We start from the raw sequence: 15,518 nt of genomic DNA on the forward strand, positions 1-15,518 counted from the left end.
GAGCGCTACCTGACGAAGCCCGACCGGTAGGCCAGCACCACGGCCTGCGTGCGGTCGCGGACGCCGGTCTTGGCCAGCACCGACGCCACGTGGCTGCGCACCGTCTCGACCCCGAGCACCAGCGCGGCGGCGATCTCGGCGTTGCTGAGCCCGTCGGCCATCAGCCGCAGCACCTCGCCCTCCCGCGCGGTCAGCCGCGCCAGCTCCGGCACCCCCGCCGGGCCGGCCGACCGCACGTGCCGCCGGGCCAGCTCGCGCACCGCGTCGGGGAACAGCAGCGACTCCCCGCGGGCCACGGTCCGGATGCCGTGCAGCACCTCCTCCGGCGACGCGCGCTTGAGCAGGAAGCCGTCGGCGCCGGCGGCGAGGGCGTCGACGACGTGGTCGTCGTTGGCGAACGTGGTGAGGACCAGCACGCGCGCGGCGGAGCCGGCCCGCACCAGCGCCCGGGTCGCCGCGATGCCGTCGACGCCGGGCATCCGCACGTCCATGAGGACGACGTGCGGTGCGGTGCGCCCGACGAGGTCGAGCACCTCCGACCCGTCGCCGGCCTGCCCGACCACCTCGAGGTCCGGCTCCGTGCCGATGACCGCGGCCAGGCCGGAGCGGATGAGCGGCTCGTCGTCGACCAGCGCGACGCGCACGGTCCCGCTCACCGGGCGTGCACCGGCAGCCGCACGGCCAGCACCCACCGGCCGTCGTCGCCCGGCCCGGCGTCGACGTCCCCGCGCAGGTCGCGCACCCGCTCCCGCAGGCCGCGCAGGCCGCGACCGCCGCCGGAGGCCCCGGGCACGGTGCCGGGAGCGTCGTCGGCCAGGCGGATCCGCAGGTCGCCGCCGGCCGCCAGCTCCAGCCGGCAGGCCGCGTCGGGGGCGTGCCGCAGCGCGTTGGTCAGGCCCTCCTGCACGATCCGGTAGGCCTCCCGCGACACCACCGCCGGCAGCGCGTCGACCCGGCCGGTCACCGACACCTCCACGCGGGCGCCGGCGTCGCGGGCGGCGCCGACCAGCGCGTCGAGGTCGCGCAGGTCCGGCGCCGGCCCGGTGTCGGACGGGCCGCCGGAGTCCTCCCGCAGCAGGCCGAGCACGTGGTCGAGGTCGACCAGCGCGCGGCGGGCGGCGTCCTCGGTGGCCCGCAGGGCCGTCTCCGCCGCCGCGGGGTCGCGGGTCAGCAGGCGGCGGGCGGCGCCGGCCTGCACGGTGACCAGGCTCAGCGAGTGGCCGACGCTGTCGTGCAGCTCGCGGGCCAGCCGGTCGCGCCCGGCCAGCAGCGTCACCGACGCCTCGGCCGCGGCCAGCCGCTCGGCCGTGGACCCGGCCAGCAGCCGCGGCGCCAGGACGGCCAGGCCGCGGCCGAGCAGGTCGCCGCCCGCCACGACGGCGACGGCGAGGAGGACGCCCAGCGCCAGCCGCACGCCCCAGCCGCCGGGGACCGTCGCACCGCCGAACAGCCCGCCCGCGTCCGGCGTCGCGGCCAGCAGCACGGCCGTGGGCAGCCCGACGACGAGCAGGGCGCCGGCCACTCCCCCGGCCAGCACGTGCAGCACGAGCAGCAGGCCGGTGCGCGCCCGCTGCGCCGGCGTCGTCGACGGGCCGACCCGCTCCTCCGCGCGGCCGGTGAGCAGCGCCCCGACCGCGGCGCCCTCGACCGAGCGCGTCTCGGCGAGGGCGCCGACGGCCGCGAGGGGTGCGGTCACGACGACGGCGGCGAGCGGGACCGCGAGCACCAGCGGCAGCCCCGAGGTGCGCAGCAGCTCGACCGGCCAGGCCAGCACGACGCCGACCGCGAGGGCGAACGCGCCGCCCAGGAGCAGGTACACCCAGCGGTGCAGCTCCCGACGGAGCACCGGCGACGTCGAGGCGGCGCGCACCACGGCGCCATCCTGGCAGGTCATGGCGGTCACGAGCGGATGGCGGTCACGGGCGGCCGCACACGGCGCACGCACCCCGGCGGCGCAGCGCGTAGGCGGTGACCGCGGCCGCGAGCGCGAGTCCCCACGGCAGCGTCGGGAAGATCACGAGGAACGCCGCCTCGAACCAGTCGCCGGAGGCCAGCCCCGCGACGCCGATCGCGACCATCCCGGGGCTGGCCGCCAGCAGGACGACGGCCACCAGCCCGCCGGCGACCACGGGCACCCGCACCGGCACCGGCCGGCCGCGCAGCACCGGCACCCACGACGGCCAGATCTCGCCCCACGGCCGGATCAGCCCGATGGTGAGCACCGCACCTCCGAGCGCCGCGACGCCGAGGGAGAGCCCGAACAGCCGCAGCGCGAGGTCGGACCCGTCGGGCAGCCCCACCGGCCACGGCGTCAGCCACGTCATGCGCAGCAGGCCATACGGCAGCGGGCCGGCGGCGGCCACGAGCGTGGCGACCCGTCCCCAGCGGGCGGCCGCCTCGGGCCGGGTCCAGGCGGCGCCGGGACGGCCGCAGGACGCGCAGGCACCGCGGGCGGCCCGCAGGACCAGCACGCCGAGGGCGGCGAACAGGACGGCGCCGGCGATGAGCAGCGCGAGGTGCCCGCGGGAGGGCAGCTCGCGGGCCAGCGGCTCCCGCAGCTCCCCGGCGAGGCGGGCGATCGTGCCGGGCCGCAGCACCCCGCTGACCAGCCCCGCACCGACGACGAGGGCGACGGCGCCCAGCCACGGCCGCGCCCTCCGGCTGCGCACCGCCCCGACGGTGAAGACGACGAGGAACGCGGCCGGCGCGACGACCGCGCACAGGTAGCCGAGCAGCACCAGCGCCCGCATGTCGGCGGCGAGCACGCCGAGGCCGGCGGCCACCACCAACGCCGCGACGGCGGTCCCGGTGGACGGGCGGCGGAGGGCGGCCGCCGCCGTCGCCGCGAGCCCGACGGCGGCCAGGGCCAGCACCAGCCAGGCGGTGGTCGTGGGCGGCAGCACGGTCAGCAGTCCCGAGCCGCCGTTCTCCTCGCTCCCCTCCAGGCCGGGCCGGCTACCGGGGTCGAGCAGCCACCACGCGGCGAGCCCGAGGTGCAGGGCGCTCCAGGCGGCCGCGGTCCCGAGGACCGTGCGGGGCAGCGCCGCCCGTCCGGTCCGGATGGGTGGGGACGCGGCGAGGGACACGGTGGGCCTCCGGAGTGCTGCCCGGGCGGCTCCCGGGCGGACGCCGTCCAGCCTGGGAGCGCGGGCGCCCGGACAGCTCCCCCGCGCGGGGGAACCCGCTCCGCCGCGCGGGGGGAGTTCAGGCGGCCGTCGCGGCGAGCGGGTGGGCCCGGGCACCGGGCGGGACCCGGCGCACCTCGAAGCCGGGGCTGCGCGGCAGCTGCGGGTCGACGACCAGCGGCACCCCGGCCGGCTCGCCGAGCAGGCGGTGCGCGGTCCCGTCCCAGCCGAGCTGCGCGCAGAGGCGGTCGGCCAGCTCCGGGCGGACGCGGACCTCGCGGGGCGGAGCGGCGCCGGGCTCCCAGGCGACGGCGAGGAGGTCCCTCGCGAGGGACGTCAGCGGGCGGTGGGCGACGGCGCTGGTGGTCGCGGTGGCGGTGCGGTCGATCGCGAGAGTGGACATGTCCGGCCTCCTGGGCGGATCCCCCGTGCTCTGCGCCCTGTCTACCGCCGGGGTACGACAGTCCCGGCCGGGTCAGTCCCCGGCCGCGGGGACGTCGACCGGCACCTCCGGGCCGAGCGTGGCGCCCTGCAAGAGCCGCAGGTCGTCGCCGGACCAGAAGCTGCCGGGGTCGTACCAGTTGCGCGGCCGGTCGGCCGGGAGCAGGCCCATCGCGGTGTACGTGGCCGCCACCAGCTCCGCGCAGAACACCGTCTCGGCCGCGGTGCCGCGCCGCAGCCGCCCGGTGAGCCAGCCGCGCACCAGCCCGCGGGTGGTCGGGAAGGGCCGGCCGTCGAACCGGGCGACGGTGCGCAGGACGGCGTCCTCCATCGCCGGCGTTACCCCGCCGTCGTCGGCGGGGCCGACCAGCTGGCGCAGCCACGCGCGCTGCCCGTAGCGCTGCCGCCAGGTGACGACGGCGTCGCGCAGGTCGTGCAGCTGGACGCCGCGCTGGTGCTCGCCGGTCCAGGCGTCGGGCAGCGAGCGGCCCAGCTCGGCGTGCCACAGCAGCGGCGGGAGGTCCTCGAGGACGACGGCCATGCCCACGTGGTTGACCGGCGCGTTGGTCACCGCCCGGATCGCGCGGTCGGCGAGCGAGGCGCCGCGGAACACCCAGACGTCGCCGGTGCGGGTCAGCTCGACCGCCTCGTCCAGCGGGAGGGTGCGCGGCGGGATCACGCGGCTACGGTAGGCGACCGTGCGGGTACCGGAGCGGGTGTGGAAGCTGCTCGGCCTGGCCGGGCTGGCCGGCGTCGCGGCCACCGGGGCGGTGCTGGTCCGCGGCGAGCGGCAGCGGCGCGCCTACACGCCCGACGACGTCCGTGCCCGGCTGCACGAGCGGCACGTCGCCGCCACGGCCGCCGTCCCGGAGCCCGCAGCCGGGGACGAGCCGCCCGGCCCGGTGCGGCGGGACCTCCGGTCGCGGCTGCGCCGTCGCCGCTGACGCGGGACACCTCGGCGGGGACGGACGGCGACCGCCACACCGGGCCGCGCACGGCGTCCTCCCCCGCTGCGGACGCCGGGTCGACACTGCTCGCGCCGTCCACGGGGGATCCGTCCTCGGGAGGGAGCGCACGATGTCCGAGCACCCCAACGTGATGCGCATGCGCGAGGGTTACGAGGCCTTCGGCAAGGGCGACCTCGACCGCCTCCGGGACCTGTGGCGCCCGGACATCCGCTGGCACGAGCCGGGGGGCAACCAGCTCAGCGGCCACTACACCGGCACCGACGAGGTCTTCGACCTCTTCCGCCGCCTGTTCGAGCTCACCGAGGGCAGCTTCCGGGCAGAGGTCCGGGCCACCTTCGCCGACGACACCGACGGCGTCGCGGTCGTCCGGCTCACCGCCCACCGCGGCGACCGCGACATCGACGTGGTCGCCGCCCACCTGTTCCGCTACGAGGACGGCCTCGTCGCCGAGTTCTGGGAGGCGCACACCGACCAGCCGGCGGTGGACGCGTTCTACGCCTGACCGGTCGCGTTCCCCGCCGGGCGTTTGAGCGGCGGGGAACGCGCCCATGGCACGGACGTGCCGACCGACCCCGGGGGCCACGCGCGCCCCGGCTTCCACGACGTCACCGGACGGTGCCCGCCGGACGAGAGCGTCGGTGAGTGGCTGCTGGGCACGCTGCTCGACCGGGCGCACCTCGTCCCGCCGCGCCTGGTGGGCCCGCTGGCCGCGCAGCAGCTGCGCGCGGCGGGAGCCGACGAGGTCGCGATCCACCTGCAGGACCTCGACCAGGTCGTCCTGAGGCCGATGGAGGGCCCCGGGCTGGTCGGCGGGTCCGTGCCGATCTCCGGCAGCGCGGTGGGCCGGGCGTTCGCCACCGACACCCTGCAGGAGGTGCTCCTGACCGACGGGCGGATCTGCCTGCACGTGCCCATGCTCGACGGCTCCGACCGCGTCGGGGTGCTGTCGTTCGTGCTCTCCGGCGTCGACGAGCACGACCGCCGGCTGGCCCATCGGGTGGCCGCCCTGGTCGCCGACCTGGTGGTCACCAAGGACGAGTACACCGACACCATCGCGCGCGTCCGCACGGCGCGACCGCTGGGCCTGGCCGCCCAGCTGCAGCGGCAGAGCCTCCGGCCCCTGTCCATGACCACGCCCGACGTCGACCTGTCCGGAATCCTGGAGCCGGCCTACGAGGTCGGCGGCGACGTCTTCGACTACTCCCTCGACGAGCACGTCCTGTCGGTCGCCCTGTTCGACGCCATGGGCCACGGGCTGCAGGCGGCCACCATGTCCACGGTGGTGCTCGCCGCCTACCGGCACGGCCGGCTCCGGAACCGTCCACTGGCCGGCCTGTACGGCGAGATGGACCGGGTGGTCGCCGGGTCCTTCCCCGGCCGGTTCGCCACCGGCCAGATCGGCCGGCTCGACACCGAGACCGGGGAGCTCAGCTGGGTCAACGCCGGCCACCCGCCGGCACTGTGGGTGCGCGAGGGCCGGGTCCTCGGCGAGCTGACCGGTCCGGTCACCCGGCCGATCGGCTTCGGCGGCGCCGCTCCGCACGTGCACACGGTGCGGCTCGAGCCCGGGGACCGGCTGCTGTTCTTCACCGACGGCGTCGTCGAGGAGCGGCTGGAGGGCGGCGAGCAGTTCGGCGAGGGGCGGTTGCGGCAACTGCTGGAGGAGACCACCCGCGAGGGACTGCCCGCGGCGGAGTCGGTGCGCCGGCTCTCCCACGCGCTGATGGCCGCGCGCGCGGGACGGACCAGCGACGACGCCTCCCTGCTGCTCCTGGAGTGGAAGGCCCCGCCGCGCGAGGACGAGCTCGACCCGGACATCCCCGAGGCGCTCCCCCCGACCGAGGAGGGCATCCGGTAGCGACTGCGCGGTCCCCCGGGCCGACGGAGCGCCACCGCCACACCGGGCCGCGCACGGACTCCCGCCGCCGCTCCCCCGCCGGGTCGACACTGGCCGCGCCGTCCACGGGGATCCCGACCCGGGAGGAGCACACCGTGTCCGATCACCCCAACCTCGGCCGGATGCGCGAGGGCTACGACGCCTTCGGCAAGGGCGACCTCGCCACCCTGACCGAGTTGATGCACGAGGACATCCGCTGGCACGAGCCCGGCGACGGCCCGCTGTCGGGGACCTACGAGGGCCCGCAGGCCGTCTTCGGGATGTTCGGCCGCAGCATGGAGCTGACCGAGAACAGCCTCCGGGTCGAGCCGGTCCAGCTGTGCGCCGACGACGAGCACGGCACCGCCCTGGTCCGGTTCACCGCCCACCGAGGCGACCGGCACCTCGACACCCTCGTCGCGCAGGTCTACCGCTTCCGGGACGGCCGGGTGGCCGAGTTCTGGAACGCACCCACCGAGCCCGAGGCCCTGCAGGCGTTCCTCGCCTGAACCCCGTCCACCCGAAGGAGGCGGACATGACCGGCACCGGCCACCCCCACGTCCAGCTGCTGCGCGAGGCGTACGACGCCTTCGCCAAGGGGGACTTCCCCGCGCTGGACGCGGCGTTCGCCGAGGACGCCCGCTGGCACGAGCCCGGGCACAACCAGATCTCGGGTACCCACGACGGGCGGGCGGCCGTCTACGACCTGTTCCGGCGGGTCTTCGAGATCACCGAGGGCAGCTTCCGGGCCGACCCGCAGGTGGTCTTCGCCGACGACGCCCACGGCATGGCGCTCGTGCAGCTCTCCGGGTCACGGGGCGTGCGCCCGCTGGAGGTCATGAGCGCCCAGATCGTGCGCTTCGCCGGCGGTCGCATCGCCGAGGCCTGGAACGCCCACACCGACCAGGACACGATCGACGAGCTCTTCGCCTGAGCGTCAGCCGGCCGGCAGCGCCGGGCCCTCGTCCTTGAGCGCCACGCCCGAGGCGCCGAGCTCGCGGGCGGCGCCCAGCAGCGTGGCGACGGTGTCGGCGGCCTGCGCGTAGGACAGCCCGTGCGGCGGGCGGACGTTGGACACGCAGTTGCGCTCGGAGTCCACCCGCCCCGGCCGCGGGTCCCAGGTGAGGTAGACGCCGAGGGAGTCCGCCGACGACAGGCCCGGCCGCTCGCCGATCAGCACCACCACGGCGCGGACGCCCAGGGCGGCGCCGATCGCGTCGCCGAGCGCCACCCGCGCCTGCGTGGCGACCACCAGCGGCGCCACCGACCAGCCGGGCAGCCGCTCGATCAGCGCGGCCGCGAGCCCGGGACCGTGCGCGTGCACCGCCCGCGGCGAGAGCCCGTCGGCCAGCACGACGGCGAGGTCGGCGCCGGTGTCGGGCAGCGTCGTCCCCTCGGCGAGCTGCCGTCCGAGGTCGGGGCGCTGCAGGTAGGTGGCGCGGTCGGGCGCGGCGGAGGCGACGACCAGCACCTCGCCGTCGAGGTCGGCGCGCAGCCGGTCGACGTCGAGCGGCGAGTGGACGGCGTCGCGGGCGGCGGCGTGCGCGGCGCGGAACTCCAGCTCGCGGGCCGTGGGCAGCGCGTCCCCGGCCCGCCCGAGCGCCACCCGCGCCCGCGTGGCCGACCGCAGCACCGCCCACGGGTCGTCCCCAGCGGCAGAAATGGCCATCTCTGCCGCGTCGTCGGGGGCGGTCACGACCGCGCCGCCGCGAGGAGGGCCTTCGCCGCGGGCGCGTCGGCGGAGACCTCGCGCACCCGGCCGTCGTCGCCGAGCAGGTCCATCCGGGCCAGCCACGCCTCGAACTCCGGCGCCGGTCGCAGGCCGAGCACCGAGCGGGTGGTGAGGACGTCGGAGAACGACAGCGACTGGTAGTGCAGCATCACGTCGTCCGACCCCGGGACGGCGATGACGAACGAGCAGCCCGCCGCGCCGAGCAGCAGCATGAGCGAGTCGGTGTCGTCGCCGTCGACCTCCGCGTGGTTGGTGTAGCAGACGTCCACGCCCATGGGCAGGCCGAGCAGCTTGCCGCAGAAGTGGTCCTCCAGCCCGGCGCGCAGCACCTGCTTGCCGTCGTAGAGGTACTCCGGCCCGATGAACCCGACGACGGTGTTGACCAGCAGCGGCTCGAAGTGCCGGGCCACCCCGTAGGCGCGCGCCTCGAGCGTCTGCTGGTCCACCGGCCGGCCGCCGATGCCGAGGTGCGCGCCGGCCGACAGCGCCGACCCCTGCCCGGTCTCGAAGTACGTCACGTTGTCGCCGACCGTGCCGCGGCCCAGCGCCAGCGCCCCCGCGCGGGCCTCGGCGAGCAGGTCGAGGGTGACGCCGAAGCCGCGGTTGCCCTCCTGGGTGCCGGCCACCGACTGGAAGACGAGGTCCACCGGGGCGCCCTGCTCCAGCGCCCGCAGCGTCGTCGTCACGTGGGCGAGCACGCACGACTGCGTGGGGATCTCGTACCGGCTGATGACGGCGTCGAGGAGCTCGAGCAGCGCCACCGTGCGCACCGGGGAGTCGGTGGCCGGGTTGATGCCGATGACGGCGTCGCCGGACCCGTGCAGCAGGCCGTCGAGGATCGAGGCGGTGACGCCGACCGGGTCGTCGGTGGGGTGGTTGGGCTGCAGCCGCGAGGCCAGCGTCCCGGGCAGGCCGAGCGTGCTGCGCAGCCCGGTCACCACCCGCGTCCGCCGGCCGACGGCGACCAGGTCGGCGTTGCGCATGAGCTTCGACGTCGCCGCGACCATCTCCGGCGTCAGCCCCGGCGCCAGCGCGCTGATCGACGCCTCGTCGCCGGCCGCCGCCCACGCCAGCAGCCGGTCGCGGAACTCCCCCACCGTCAGCGAGGCGACCGGCGCGAAGGCGGCCGCGTCGTGGGTGTCGAGCACCAGCCGGGTGACGTCGTCCTCGTCGTAGCCGACCACCTGCTCGTCGAGGAAGGTGGCCAGCGGCAGGTCGGCGAGCACCGTCTGGGCGGCGACCCGCTCGGCGGCGGACTCCGCGGCGCACCCGGCGAGGACGTCACCGGAGCGCAGCGGCGTCGCCCTCGCCATGAGTTCCACGAGCGTCGGGAACTCGTAGGTGTGGCCCCCGAGCGTCGTGCGGCGGACGGTCATGGTGCATCCTCCCGCGTTGCCCGCAGACGGATCCGGATGCCGAGGTGGGCCTCCACCGCCTCCCGGCTGTAGACGAGCGGGAAACTCCCGCCCGCCGCCCACGGCTCGAACAGGTCCGCGTAGTGGGGCGAGCGTGGGTCCCCGGACTGCCCGGGCGCGTTGATCGCCCGGCTGCTGTCCCACTCCCCGACGTCGAGCACCATGCGGAAGGTCGACCCCATCGTCTGCCGGAAGTCCGGACCGTAGCCGGTCATCCCGACCGTGTCACCGCTGCCGGCCCGCGGCACCGGCCCCACCTGGACCCACTCCGCGGGCACGCCGTCGGCCGCGGCCAGCGCGGTGTTCACCAGCCGGGTGTGGTGCAACCGGCCCCACGACCATCCCGAGCGGTCGGGGCCCAGCAGCCCCTCGATCTCCTCCAGTGCCGGGCGCAGGGTCGCGTCGACTCCCGCGGTGAGCCGGTCGCCGTCGTCCCCGTACGCGGCGAGCATCCGCAGGTCACCCCGGAGGTCGGAGTCCATGGACTCGTCCCGCAGCACCGTCCGCCGGGCGGTCGCGCGGTCCTCGACCCCCTCGCGGTCGAGCAGCTCCTCGAGCAGCCACGGCCGCAGGTGCCGGCGCAGCCACACCTCGAACACCAGCGCCTCGAACGAGCCGGCCGACTCCTCGCCGTCCCAGGACCGCAGCCGGTCCAGCACGTCGCGGTCGCGCACCTTCCCGCCGTCGACCGGCGCGAGAGCGGCGCAGACCCGCAGGGCGTGCACGCTGACCGCGTCCCACTGCATGCGCAGGCTCGCCTCGACACTCACCGCGTCGTCGCGCGCCAGCCACTCCGCGAGCCGCTCGTAGCGCGCCGGGGAGTACCAGTCGTGGGTGATCGCCAGCGCCGGGTCGTGGCCGGCGGGCAGGTTCTCCTGGTTGGCGGTGGCGAACCAGCCGGCGTCGGGGTTGCGGACGCCGGGCAGCTCCTCGGCCAGCGCGAACCCGTCCCACTCGTAGCGGCCGTCGCCGGGCACCGGCAGCGATCCGTCCCAGCCGACCCGCCGCGGCACGAGTGCGCACGCCTGCCAGCCGATGTCGCCGTCGACGGTGGCGTAGACCTGGTTGACCCCCGGCGCGCCCCAGCGCGACAGCGCCTCGACGAAGCCGTCCGCGTCGGCCGCGGTCTGGTACTCGACGCTGGCGAGGTAGGGCGACATCCCCGGCTGCAGCCACACCGCCCGCACCGCGACGGCGAAGCCGCGCTCCGGGTCGGTGTGCACGACCGGCCCGTGCCGCGTGTACACGAGCTCGACGTCGACCGGGTCGGAACCGGCGACGGCGATGCGGTCGGTCTCGCGGGTGAACGCCTCCCACCCGTCGCCGTAGCGGTACCGGCCGGGGTCGGCGGGGTCGAGCTCGTAGACGTAGAGGTCCTCGGAGTCGGCCGGCCAGATCGTCAGCCCGAACGCGACGGTGCCGTTGTGGCCGATGGAGATGCCCGGCAGCCCCGGCTCGCCCGCGCCGATGACGCTCATGCCCGGGGCGTCGAGGTGGGCGAGGTAGCGCAGCGAGGGCAGTCCGACCGCGCGGTGCGGGTCGTTGGCCAGCAGCGGCCGGCCGGTCGCCGTCCGGGAGCCCGACACCACCCAGTTGTTGCTGCCGGCCGACGCGTGCTGCCACTCCCCCGGTGCCGGTCGGCCGCTGAGGTCGACCGGGGAGAAGGCCAGGCGGTAGACCCGCAGCACCTCGTCCGCGAGCACCCCGAGGTCGGTGCCGTCGGGGAGCACGAGCGGGTCGGCGGGCTCCCGGGCGTGCCGGACCTCCTCCACCTCCCGGCCGGCGTCGCGCAGGGTCAGCGCCCGGGCCAGCTCCTGCTCGACGTTGTAGAAGAGGCCGTGGGTGCGGAACCGGACGACGTCCTCCGGGTCCCACTCCGCCGGGAGGTACCCGTGGACCCGGAACTCCGGCGGCAGGTGCTCGGGGTGGTCGAGCACCCAGCGGACGTAGGCGTTCACCCCGCGGGTGAAGGCCGCGACCACCGCCCGCGTCGCGGTGCCGTAGGCCAGCCACTCGGCGCGCATGTCGCCGCGGTAGCGGAGCAGCCGGTTGGCCCGGTCCTGCTCGACGAAGGCCTCGCCGAGGACCTCGCTGAGCAGCCCGTTGCCCCGGCGGCGCCACAGGTCGATCTGCCAGAGCCGGTCGCGGGCGGCGTTGAACCCCTGCGCGAGGTGGACGTCGTCGCGCGAGCCGGCGTAGAGGTGCGGGACGCCCCAGACGTCGACGAGGATCTCGACGTCCTCGCGCAGACCCTCGACGACGAACTCCTGCTCGGCCACGGGGACTCCTCTGCGTCGGGTCGGGCGCGCGTGCGCCGTCTCAGCGGACGTCGTCCTCGGCGGCGGCGAGCAGTTCGAACTCCTCCTCCGGCGCGGAGGCCACGAGGTGGTGGCGGCTGTAGAGGGCGAACCAGGCGAGGAAGACGACGTAGGCCGCGAGCGTCCACAGCGCGGCGGTGACGTCGACGAGGAAGGTGGCCACGACCGCGGCCGCGGCGAGGACCAGGGCGATCCCGGTGGTCGCGGTCCCGCCCGGGGTCCGGTACGGGCGCGGCAGGTCGGGCTCGCGGCGGCGCAGCACGATGTGGCTGACCATCATCAGCACGTAGGACACCGTCGCCCCGAAGACGGCCATGTTGAGCAGCATCGCGCCCTGGCCGGTCAGCGAGAGCGCGAAGCCGATCGCGCCGGGGACGAGCAGCGCGAGCACCGGCGCCTTGCGGGCGTTGGTCACCGACAGGGCGCGCGGCAGGTAGCCGGCGCGGGAGAGCGCGAAGGTCTGCCGGGAGTAGGCGTAGATGATCGAGAAGAAGCTGGCCACCAGCCCGAACAGGCCGGCGTAGTTGACCACCCGGGTCAGGCCGTCGGAGACGCCGGCGCCGGCCAGCGCGTCGACCGGGGGGTTGCCCGACTCGGCGATGGCCGCGGACCCGGCCGCGCCGGGGGTGAACACGAGCATGAGGACGGCGAGGACGACGAGCACGCCCATCGCCGCGACGATCCCGCGCGGCATCGACCGGGCCGGGTCGCGGGCCTCCTCGGCGGCCAGCGGCACGCTCTCCACGGCGAGGAAGAACCAGATCGCGAACGGGAACGCCGCCCAGACCCCGATCAGCCCGTAGGGCAGGAACGACGACGCGCCGGCGGCGTCGGTGGGCGCGATGTCGAGCAGGTTCCCGGAGTCGAACTGCGGAACGGCGCCGACGAGGAAGACCACCAGGCCGGCCACGGCGACCACGGTGACGGCGAACATCGCCTTGAGCGCCTCGCCGACGCCCATGAGGTGGATGCCGATGAACAGCGCGTACACCGCGAGGTAGACCCACCAGCCGTCGGTGATGCCGAACAGCCCGAGGGACTCCACGTACGCGCCGATGAACGTGGCGATCGCGGCCGGCGCGATGGCGTACTCGATGAGGACGGCGACGCCGGTGGCGTAGCCGCCCCACGGGCCGAGCGCGCGCCGGGCGAAGGTGTAGCCGCCGCCCGCGGTCGGCAGCGCGGAGCCGAGCTCGGCCAGCCCGAACACCATCGCCGTGTACATGACCGCCATGAGGACGGTGGCGATGAGCAGGCCGCCGAAGCCCCCCTCGGCCAGGCCGAAGTTCCACCCCGCGTAGTCACCGGAGATGACCGCGGAGACGCCGAGGCCGGCGAGCAGCAGCCAGCCCGCCGTCCCGGTGCGCAGCCGGCGCTTCTCGAGGTACCCCTCCGCGGCCCGCTCGGCCTCCACGCCTGCGTGGGCCGAGCGGGTCGGTGTGGAACGGGCGGTCGGGTCGGCGGTCACGGGCGCCTCCGGGGTCGGCCCGCCGACGGCGGGAGGGCCAGCCTGGTCCCGTGCCGCGCCGCAGGTCAACGGCCTGCACCAGCGGCAACGGCCCGTTCACACCGCCGACTCAGGGGATGCCGTGCCAGCGCCCCTTCTCGGCGTTCCCGGCCGGCCTCGACTCGAAGACGTTGCCCTCGGTGGGCGGCGTCCGCTGGTCGTCGGCGAGGGCGAACACCCGCAGCAGCGGCCCGACCAGGGCGTCGTACACCGCCGGGAACAGCCGGAAGCCGAGGATGACGACCGGGTTGGCGAAGCCGGACTGGACCAGCCGCCGCGGCCGGTCCAGGCGCGCGACGACCGAGCGGGCCACCCGCTCCGGCGAGTAGATCGGGATCGGCGGGCGGCCCTTGAGGCCGATGTAGCTGCCGGCCTGCGAGTAGATCGGGGTGTTCACGCCGCCGGGCGCGACCGCCGAGACGTGGATGCCCGGCACGTCGCGGGTCTCCTGCTGCAGCACCCGGATCAGGCCGAGCTGGCCCCACTTGGCGGTGATGTAGCTGCCCATCAGCGGGGTGGTCACCGAGGCCAGCAGGGAGCTCACGATCACCAGGTGGCCCTCGCCCTGGCGGCGGAACTGCGGCAGGACCACGCGGGCGAGGTTGGCCGTGCCGTGCAGCGCGGTGTCGACCACCCGCTCGAACACCTCCCTGGGCACCTCCTCGATGCGCCCGTAGGCGACCACCTGCGCGGCGTGCACGACGACGTCCAGGCTGCCGAAGCGCTGCACGGTCCCCTCGACGGCGGTGCGCAGCGCGTCCTCGTCGAGCACGTCGGCCGGGCAGACGACGACGTCGGCCGCGCCCTCCGCCCGGACCTCGGCGGCGGTCGCCTCCAGGGCCTCGCGGCCGCGCGCGAGCAGCACGAGGACCGCCCCGCGCTGGGCGAACAGGCGGGCGGTGGCGCGGCCGATGCCGCTGGAGGCACCGGTGATGAGCACGGTCTGCGGCATGCGGGGAGGTCTCCTCGGTCTCGGGGGTCGCTCCCCGGCTACCCCGGTCGGTTGCCCGCCATGCGATCGAGGACACCCAGCAGCCAGCCCGGCCCGCGCACGTCGGTCCCCGCGGGCAGCCGGGCGCGCAGTCCGCGGTCGGCGGTCACCGCGAGCACCGCCCGGCCGGCGGCGGCGAGGGCGGCCGCCTCGGCGGCCAGGGCGTCGTCGCCGCTGCGAGGGGCGCGCACCAGCCGGACGCCGTCGGGGGCCGGCACGTCGCGCGCCGCACCCTCGACGACGACCACGACCTCGTCGACCTCGGGCACGTCGTCGCCCTCGAGCGGCGCGGCCAGGCGGTGCAGCAGCCGGGTGGTGGCCCCGGCGCGGTCGCGCCACCAGCCGTCCGGGCGGGCGCCCACGACGTTGGCGGCGTCGACGAGCAGGACGGTCACGTGTCCTCCTCCCGGGTGACCCGGCCATGGTCGCGCGGCGGGTGGGTACCGCCGTGACCAGCACTCCAGCGACGAGGAGGTCCCATGGCGAGCAGCGACCGTACCCAGCACGACCCCGGCGTGACCGCGACGACGGAGGGCTCGCACGTCACCCGCGGCCGCGACCGCGACGCCGTCTCGGCCCAGCGCGCCCGCTTCGGCGGGATCAAGTGGGGAGCCGCGTTCTTCGGGTGGCTGTCGGCCAACGGGCTGGCGGTCCTCCTGGTCGCGCTGGTCTCGGCGGCCGGGGTCGGCCTCGGGCTGGCCCAGGGCGTCGACACCGTCGGGGAGGCCACGGACCAGGCCGCCGGCATCGGGCTCGGCGGCGCGATCGCCGTGCTGGTCGTGCTGTTCCTCGCCTACCTCGCCGGCGGCTACGTGGCCGGGCGGATGGCGCGTTTCGACGGCGTCCGGCAGGGCCTGGCGGTCTGGCTGGTCGGCCTGCTCGTCGTCGTCCTGCTGGCGCTGGCGGGCACCGTGCTCGGCGCGCAGTACAACGTCCTCCGGCAGCTGGACCTGCCGCGCATCCCGGTCGACGAGGGCACCGCGACCACCGCCGGGATCATCACGCTGGCCGCGATCCTGGTGGCCACACTGGTCGGCGCCCTGCTCGGCGGCAAGCTCGGCACCCGGTACCACCGCAGGGTCGACCGCGCCGGCTTCGGCGTCTGAGCACCTGGTGGGGCCCCGTGGCGGACGGGGCCCCACCGT

General features: G+C 76.3%; 17 protein-coding genes. 6 read left to right on the forward strand and 11 right to left on the reverse strand.

The features are described 5' to 3' along the window. Positions 1–5 precede the first annotated feature (5 nt). From FN207_RS15580 to FN207_RS15600, 5 genes are all read right to left on the reverse strand, one after another. Entirely contained in the window at positions 6–656 is a 651-nt protein-coding gene (locus FN207_RS15580; protein WP_142459402.1) for a response regulator, read from the reverse strand. Next, positions 653–1,873, reverse strand: a complete 1,221-nt coding sequence (locus FN207_RS15585) for a sensor histidine kinase (protein ID WP_221888229.1) — start codon at positions 1,871–1,873, stop codon at positions 653–655. The genes FN207_RS15580 and FN207_RS15585 overlap by 4 nt, the downstream gene beginning before the upstream one ends. A 43-nt stretch (positions 1,874–1,916) precedes the next feature. Then, entirely contained in the window at positions 1,917–3,086 is a 1,170-nt protein-coding gene (locus FN207_RS15590; protein ID WP_142459403.1) for a hypothetical protein, read from the reverse strand. A gap of 118 nt (positions 3,087–3,204) precedes the next feature. After that, positions 3,205–3,528, reverse strand: coding sequence for a hypothetical protein (locus tag FN207_RS15595; protein ID WP_142459404.1), 324 nt, complete (start codon positions 3,526–3,528; stop codon positions 3,205–3,207). A 72-nt stretch (positions 3,529–3,600) separates the two neighbouring features. Beyond that, positions 3,601–4,245 carry a hypothetical protein gene (locus FN207_RS15600; RefSeq protein WP_246066098.1) on the reverse strand — a complete coding sequence of 215 codons (645 nt, stop codon included), beginning with the start codon at positions 4,243–4,245 and terminating at the stop codon, positions 3,601–3,603. Between the two features lie 19 nt (positions 4,246–4,264). Between FN207_RS15600 and FN207_RS15605 the strand changes: the two genes are divergently transcribed. From FN207_RS15605 to FN207_RS15625, 5 genes are all read left to right on the forward strand, one after another. Then, positions 4,265–4,510, forward strand: a complete 246-nt coding sequence (locus FN207_RS15605; protein WP_142459405.1) for a hypothetical protein — start codon at positions 4,265–4,267, stop codon at positions 4,508–4,510. Between the two features lie 133 nt (positions 4,511–4,643). After that, on the forward strand, positions 4,644–5,036 hold the full coding sequence (locus tag FN207_RS15610) for a nuclear transport factor 2 family protein (RefSeq protein ID WP_142459406.1): 393 nt from the start codon (positions 4,644–4,646) through the stop codon (positions 5,034–5,036). Between the two features lie 57 nt (positions 5,037–5,093). Continuing rightward, complete coding sequence (locus FN207_RS15615) at positions 5,094–6,392, forward strand: PP2C family protein-serine/threonine phosphatase (protein WP_142459407.1); 1,299 nt, start codon at positions 5,094–5,096, stop codon at positions 6,390–6,392. A gap of 134 nt (positions 6,393–6,526) precedes the next feature. After that, on the forward strand, positions 6,527–6,919 hold the full coding sequence (locus tag FN207_RS15620; protein WP_142459408.1) for a nuclear transport factor 2 family protein: 393 nt from the start codon (positions 6,527–6,529) through the stop codon (positions 6,917–6,919). Between the two features lie 26 nt (positions 6,920–6,945). Continuing rightward, positions 6,946–7,344, forward strand: coding sequence for a nuclear transport factor 2 family protein (locus FN207_RS15625; RefSeq protein WP_142459409.1), 399 nt, complete (start codon positions 6,946–6,948; stop codon positions 7,342–7,344). Positions 7,345–7,347: 3 nt separating this feature from the next. Here the strand turns inward: FN207_RS15625 and eutC are convergent, their stop codons facing one another. The 6 genes from eutC to FN207_RS15655 all read right to left on the reverse strand — a co-directional run bounded on the left by eutC (position 7,348) and on the right by FN207_RS15655 (position 14,768). Beyond that, positions 7,348–8,079 carry an ethanolamine ammonia-lyase subunit EutC gene (eutC, locus tag FN207_RS15630; RefSeq protein ID WP_142459410.1) on the reverse strand — a complete coding sequence of 244 codons (732 nt, stop codon included), beginning with the start codon at positions 8,077–8,079 and terminating at the stop codon, positions 7,348–7,350. 23 nt (positions 8,080–8,102) lie between these two features. Beyond that, a complete protein-coding gene (locus tag FN207_RS15635; protein ID WP_142459411.1) occupies positions 8,103–9,518 on the reverse strand; it encodes an ethanolamine ammonia-lyase subunit EutB in 1,416 nt (471 codons plus the stop codon). After that, positions 9,515–11,836, reverse strand: a complete 2,322-nt coding sequence (locus FN207_RS15640) for a penicillin acylase family protein (RefSeq protein WP_142459412.1) — start codon at positions 11,834–11,836, stop codon at positions 9,515–9,517. Before FN207_RS15640 ends, FN207_RS15635 begins: the two co-directional genes overlap by 4 nt. 40 nt (positions 11,837–11,876) lie before the next feature. Continuing rightward, positions 11,877–13,343: an ethanolamine permease gene (gene eat, locus FN207_RS15645; protein WP_185938361.1), complete on the reverse strand. Its 1,467-nt coding sequence runs from the start codon at positions 13,341–13,343 to the stop codon at positions 11,877–11,879. Positions 13,344–13,452: 109 nt separating this feature from the next. Continuing rightward, positions 13,453–14,334 carry an SDR family NAD(P)-dependent oxidoreductase gene (locus FN207_RS15650; RefSeq protein ID WP_142459413.1) on the reverse strand — a complete coding sequence of 294 codons (882 nt, stop codon included), beginning with the start codon at positions 14,332–14,334 and terminating at the stop codon, positions 13,453–13,455. A 38-nt stretch (positions 14,335–14,372) separates the two neighbouring features. Continuing rightward, entirely contained in the window at positions 14,373–14,768 is a 396-nt protein-coding gene (locus FN207_RS15655; RefSeq protein ID WP_142459414.1) for a hypothetical protein, read from the reverse strand. An 84-nt stretch (positions 14,769–14,852) separates the two neighbouring features. Here FN207_RS15655 and FN207_RS15660 point away from each other — a divergent pair, with 84 nt between their 5' ends. Beyond that, a complete protein-coding gene (locus FN207_RS15660; protein ID WP_142459415.1) occupies positions 14,853–15,479 on the forward strand; it encodes a hypothetical protein in 627 nt (208 codons plus the stop codon). Positions 15,480–15,518: the final 39 nt, after the last annotated feature.

Origin of the sequence: Geodermatophilus aquaeductus, from assembly GCF_900182545.1 — a bacterium.
Classification (GTDB): domain Bacteria; phylum Actinomycetota; class Actinomycetes; order Mycobacteriales; family Geodermatophilaceae; genus Geodermatophilus; species Geodermatophilus aquaeductus.

Excerpts from the sequence above, each read along its gene's own strand:
- FN207_RS15650 (WP_142459413.1), bottom strand. The coding sequence starts at position 14,334 with ATGCCGCAGACCGTGCTCATCACCGGTGCCTCCAGCGGCATCGGCCGC.
- FN207_RS15610 (WP_142459406.1), top strand. The coding sequence starts at position 4,644 with ATGTCCGAGCACCCCAACGTGATGCGCATGCGCGAGGGTTACGAGGCC.
- FN207_RS15595 (WP_142459404.1), bottom strand. The coding sequence starts at position 3,528 with ATGTCCACTCTCGCGATCGACCGCACCGCCACCGCGACCACCAGCGCC.
- FN207_RS15625 (WP_142459409.1), top strand. The coding sequence starts at position 6,946 with ATGACCGGCACCGGCCACCCCCACGTCCAGCTGCTGCGCGAGGCGTAC.
- eutC (WP_142459410.1), bottom strand. The coding sequence starts at position 8,079 with ATGGCCATTTCTGCCGCTGGGGACGACCCGTGGGCGGTGCTGCGGTCG.
- FN207_RS15635 (WP_142459411.1), bottom strand. The coding sequence starts at position 9,518 with ATGACCGTCCGCCGCACGACGCTCGGGGGCCACACCTACGAGTTCCCG.
- FN207_RS15660 (WP_142459415.1), top strand. The coding sequence starts at position 14,853 with ATGGCGAGCAGCGACCGTACCCAGCACGACCCCGGCGTGACCGCGACG.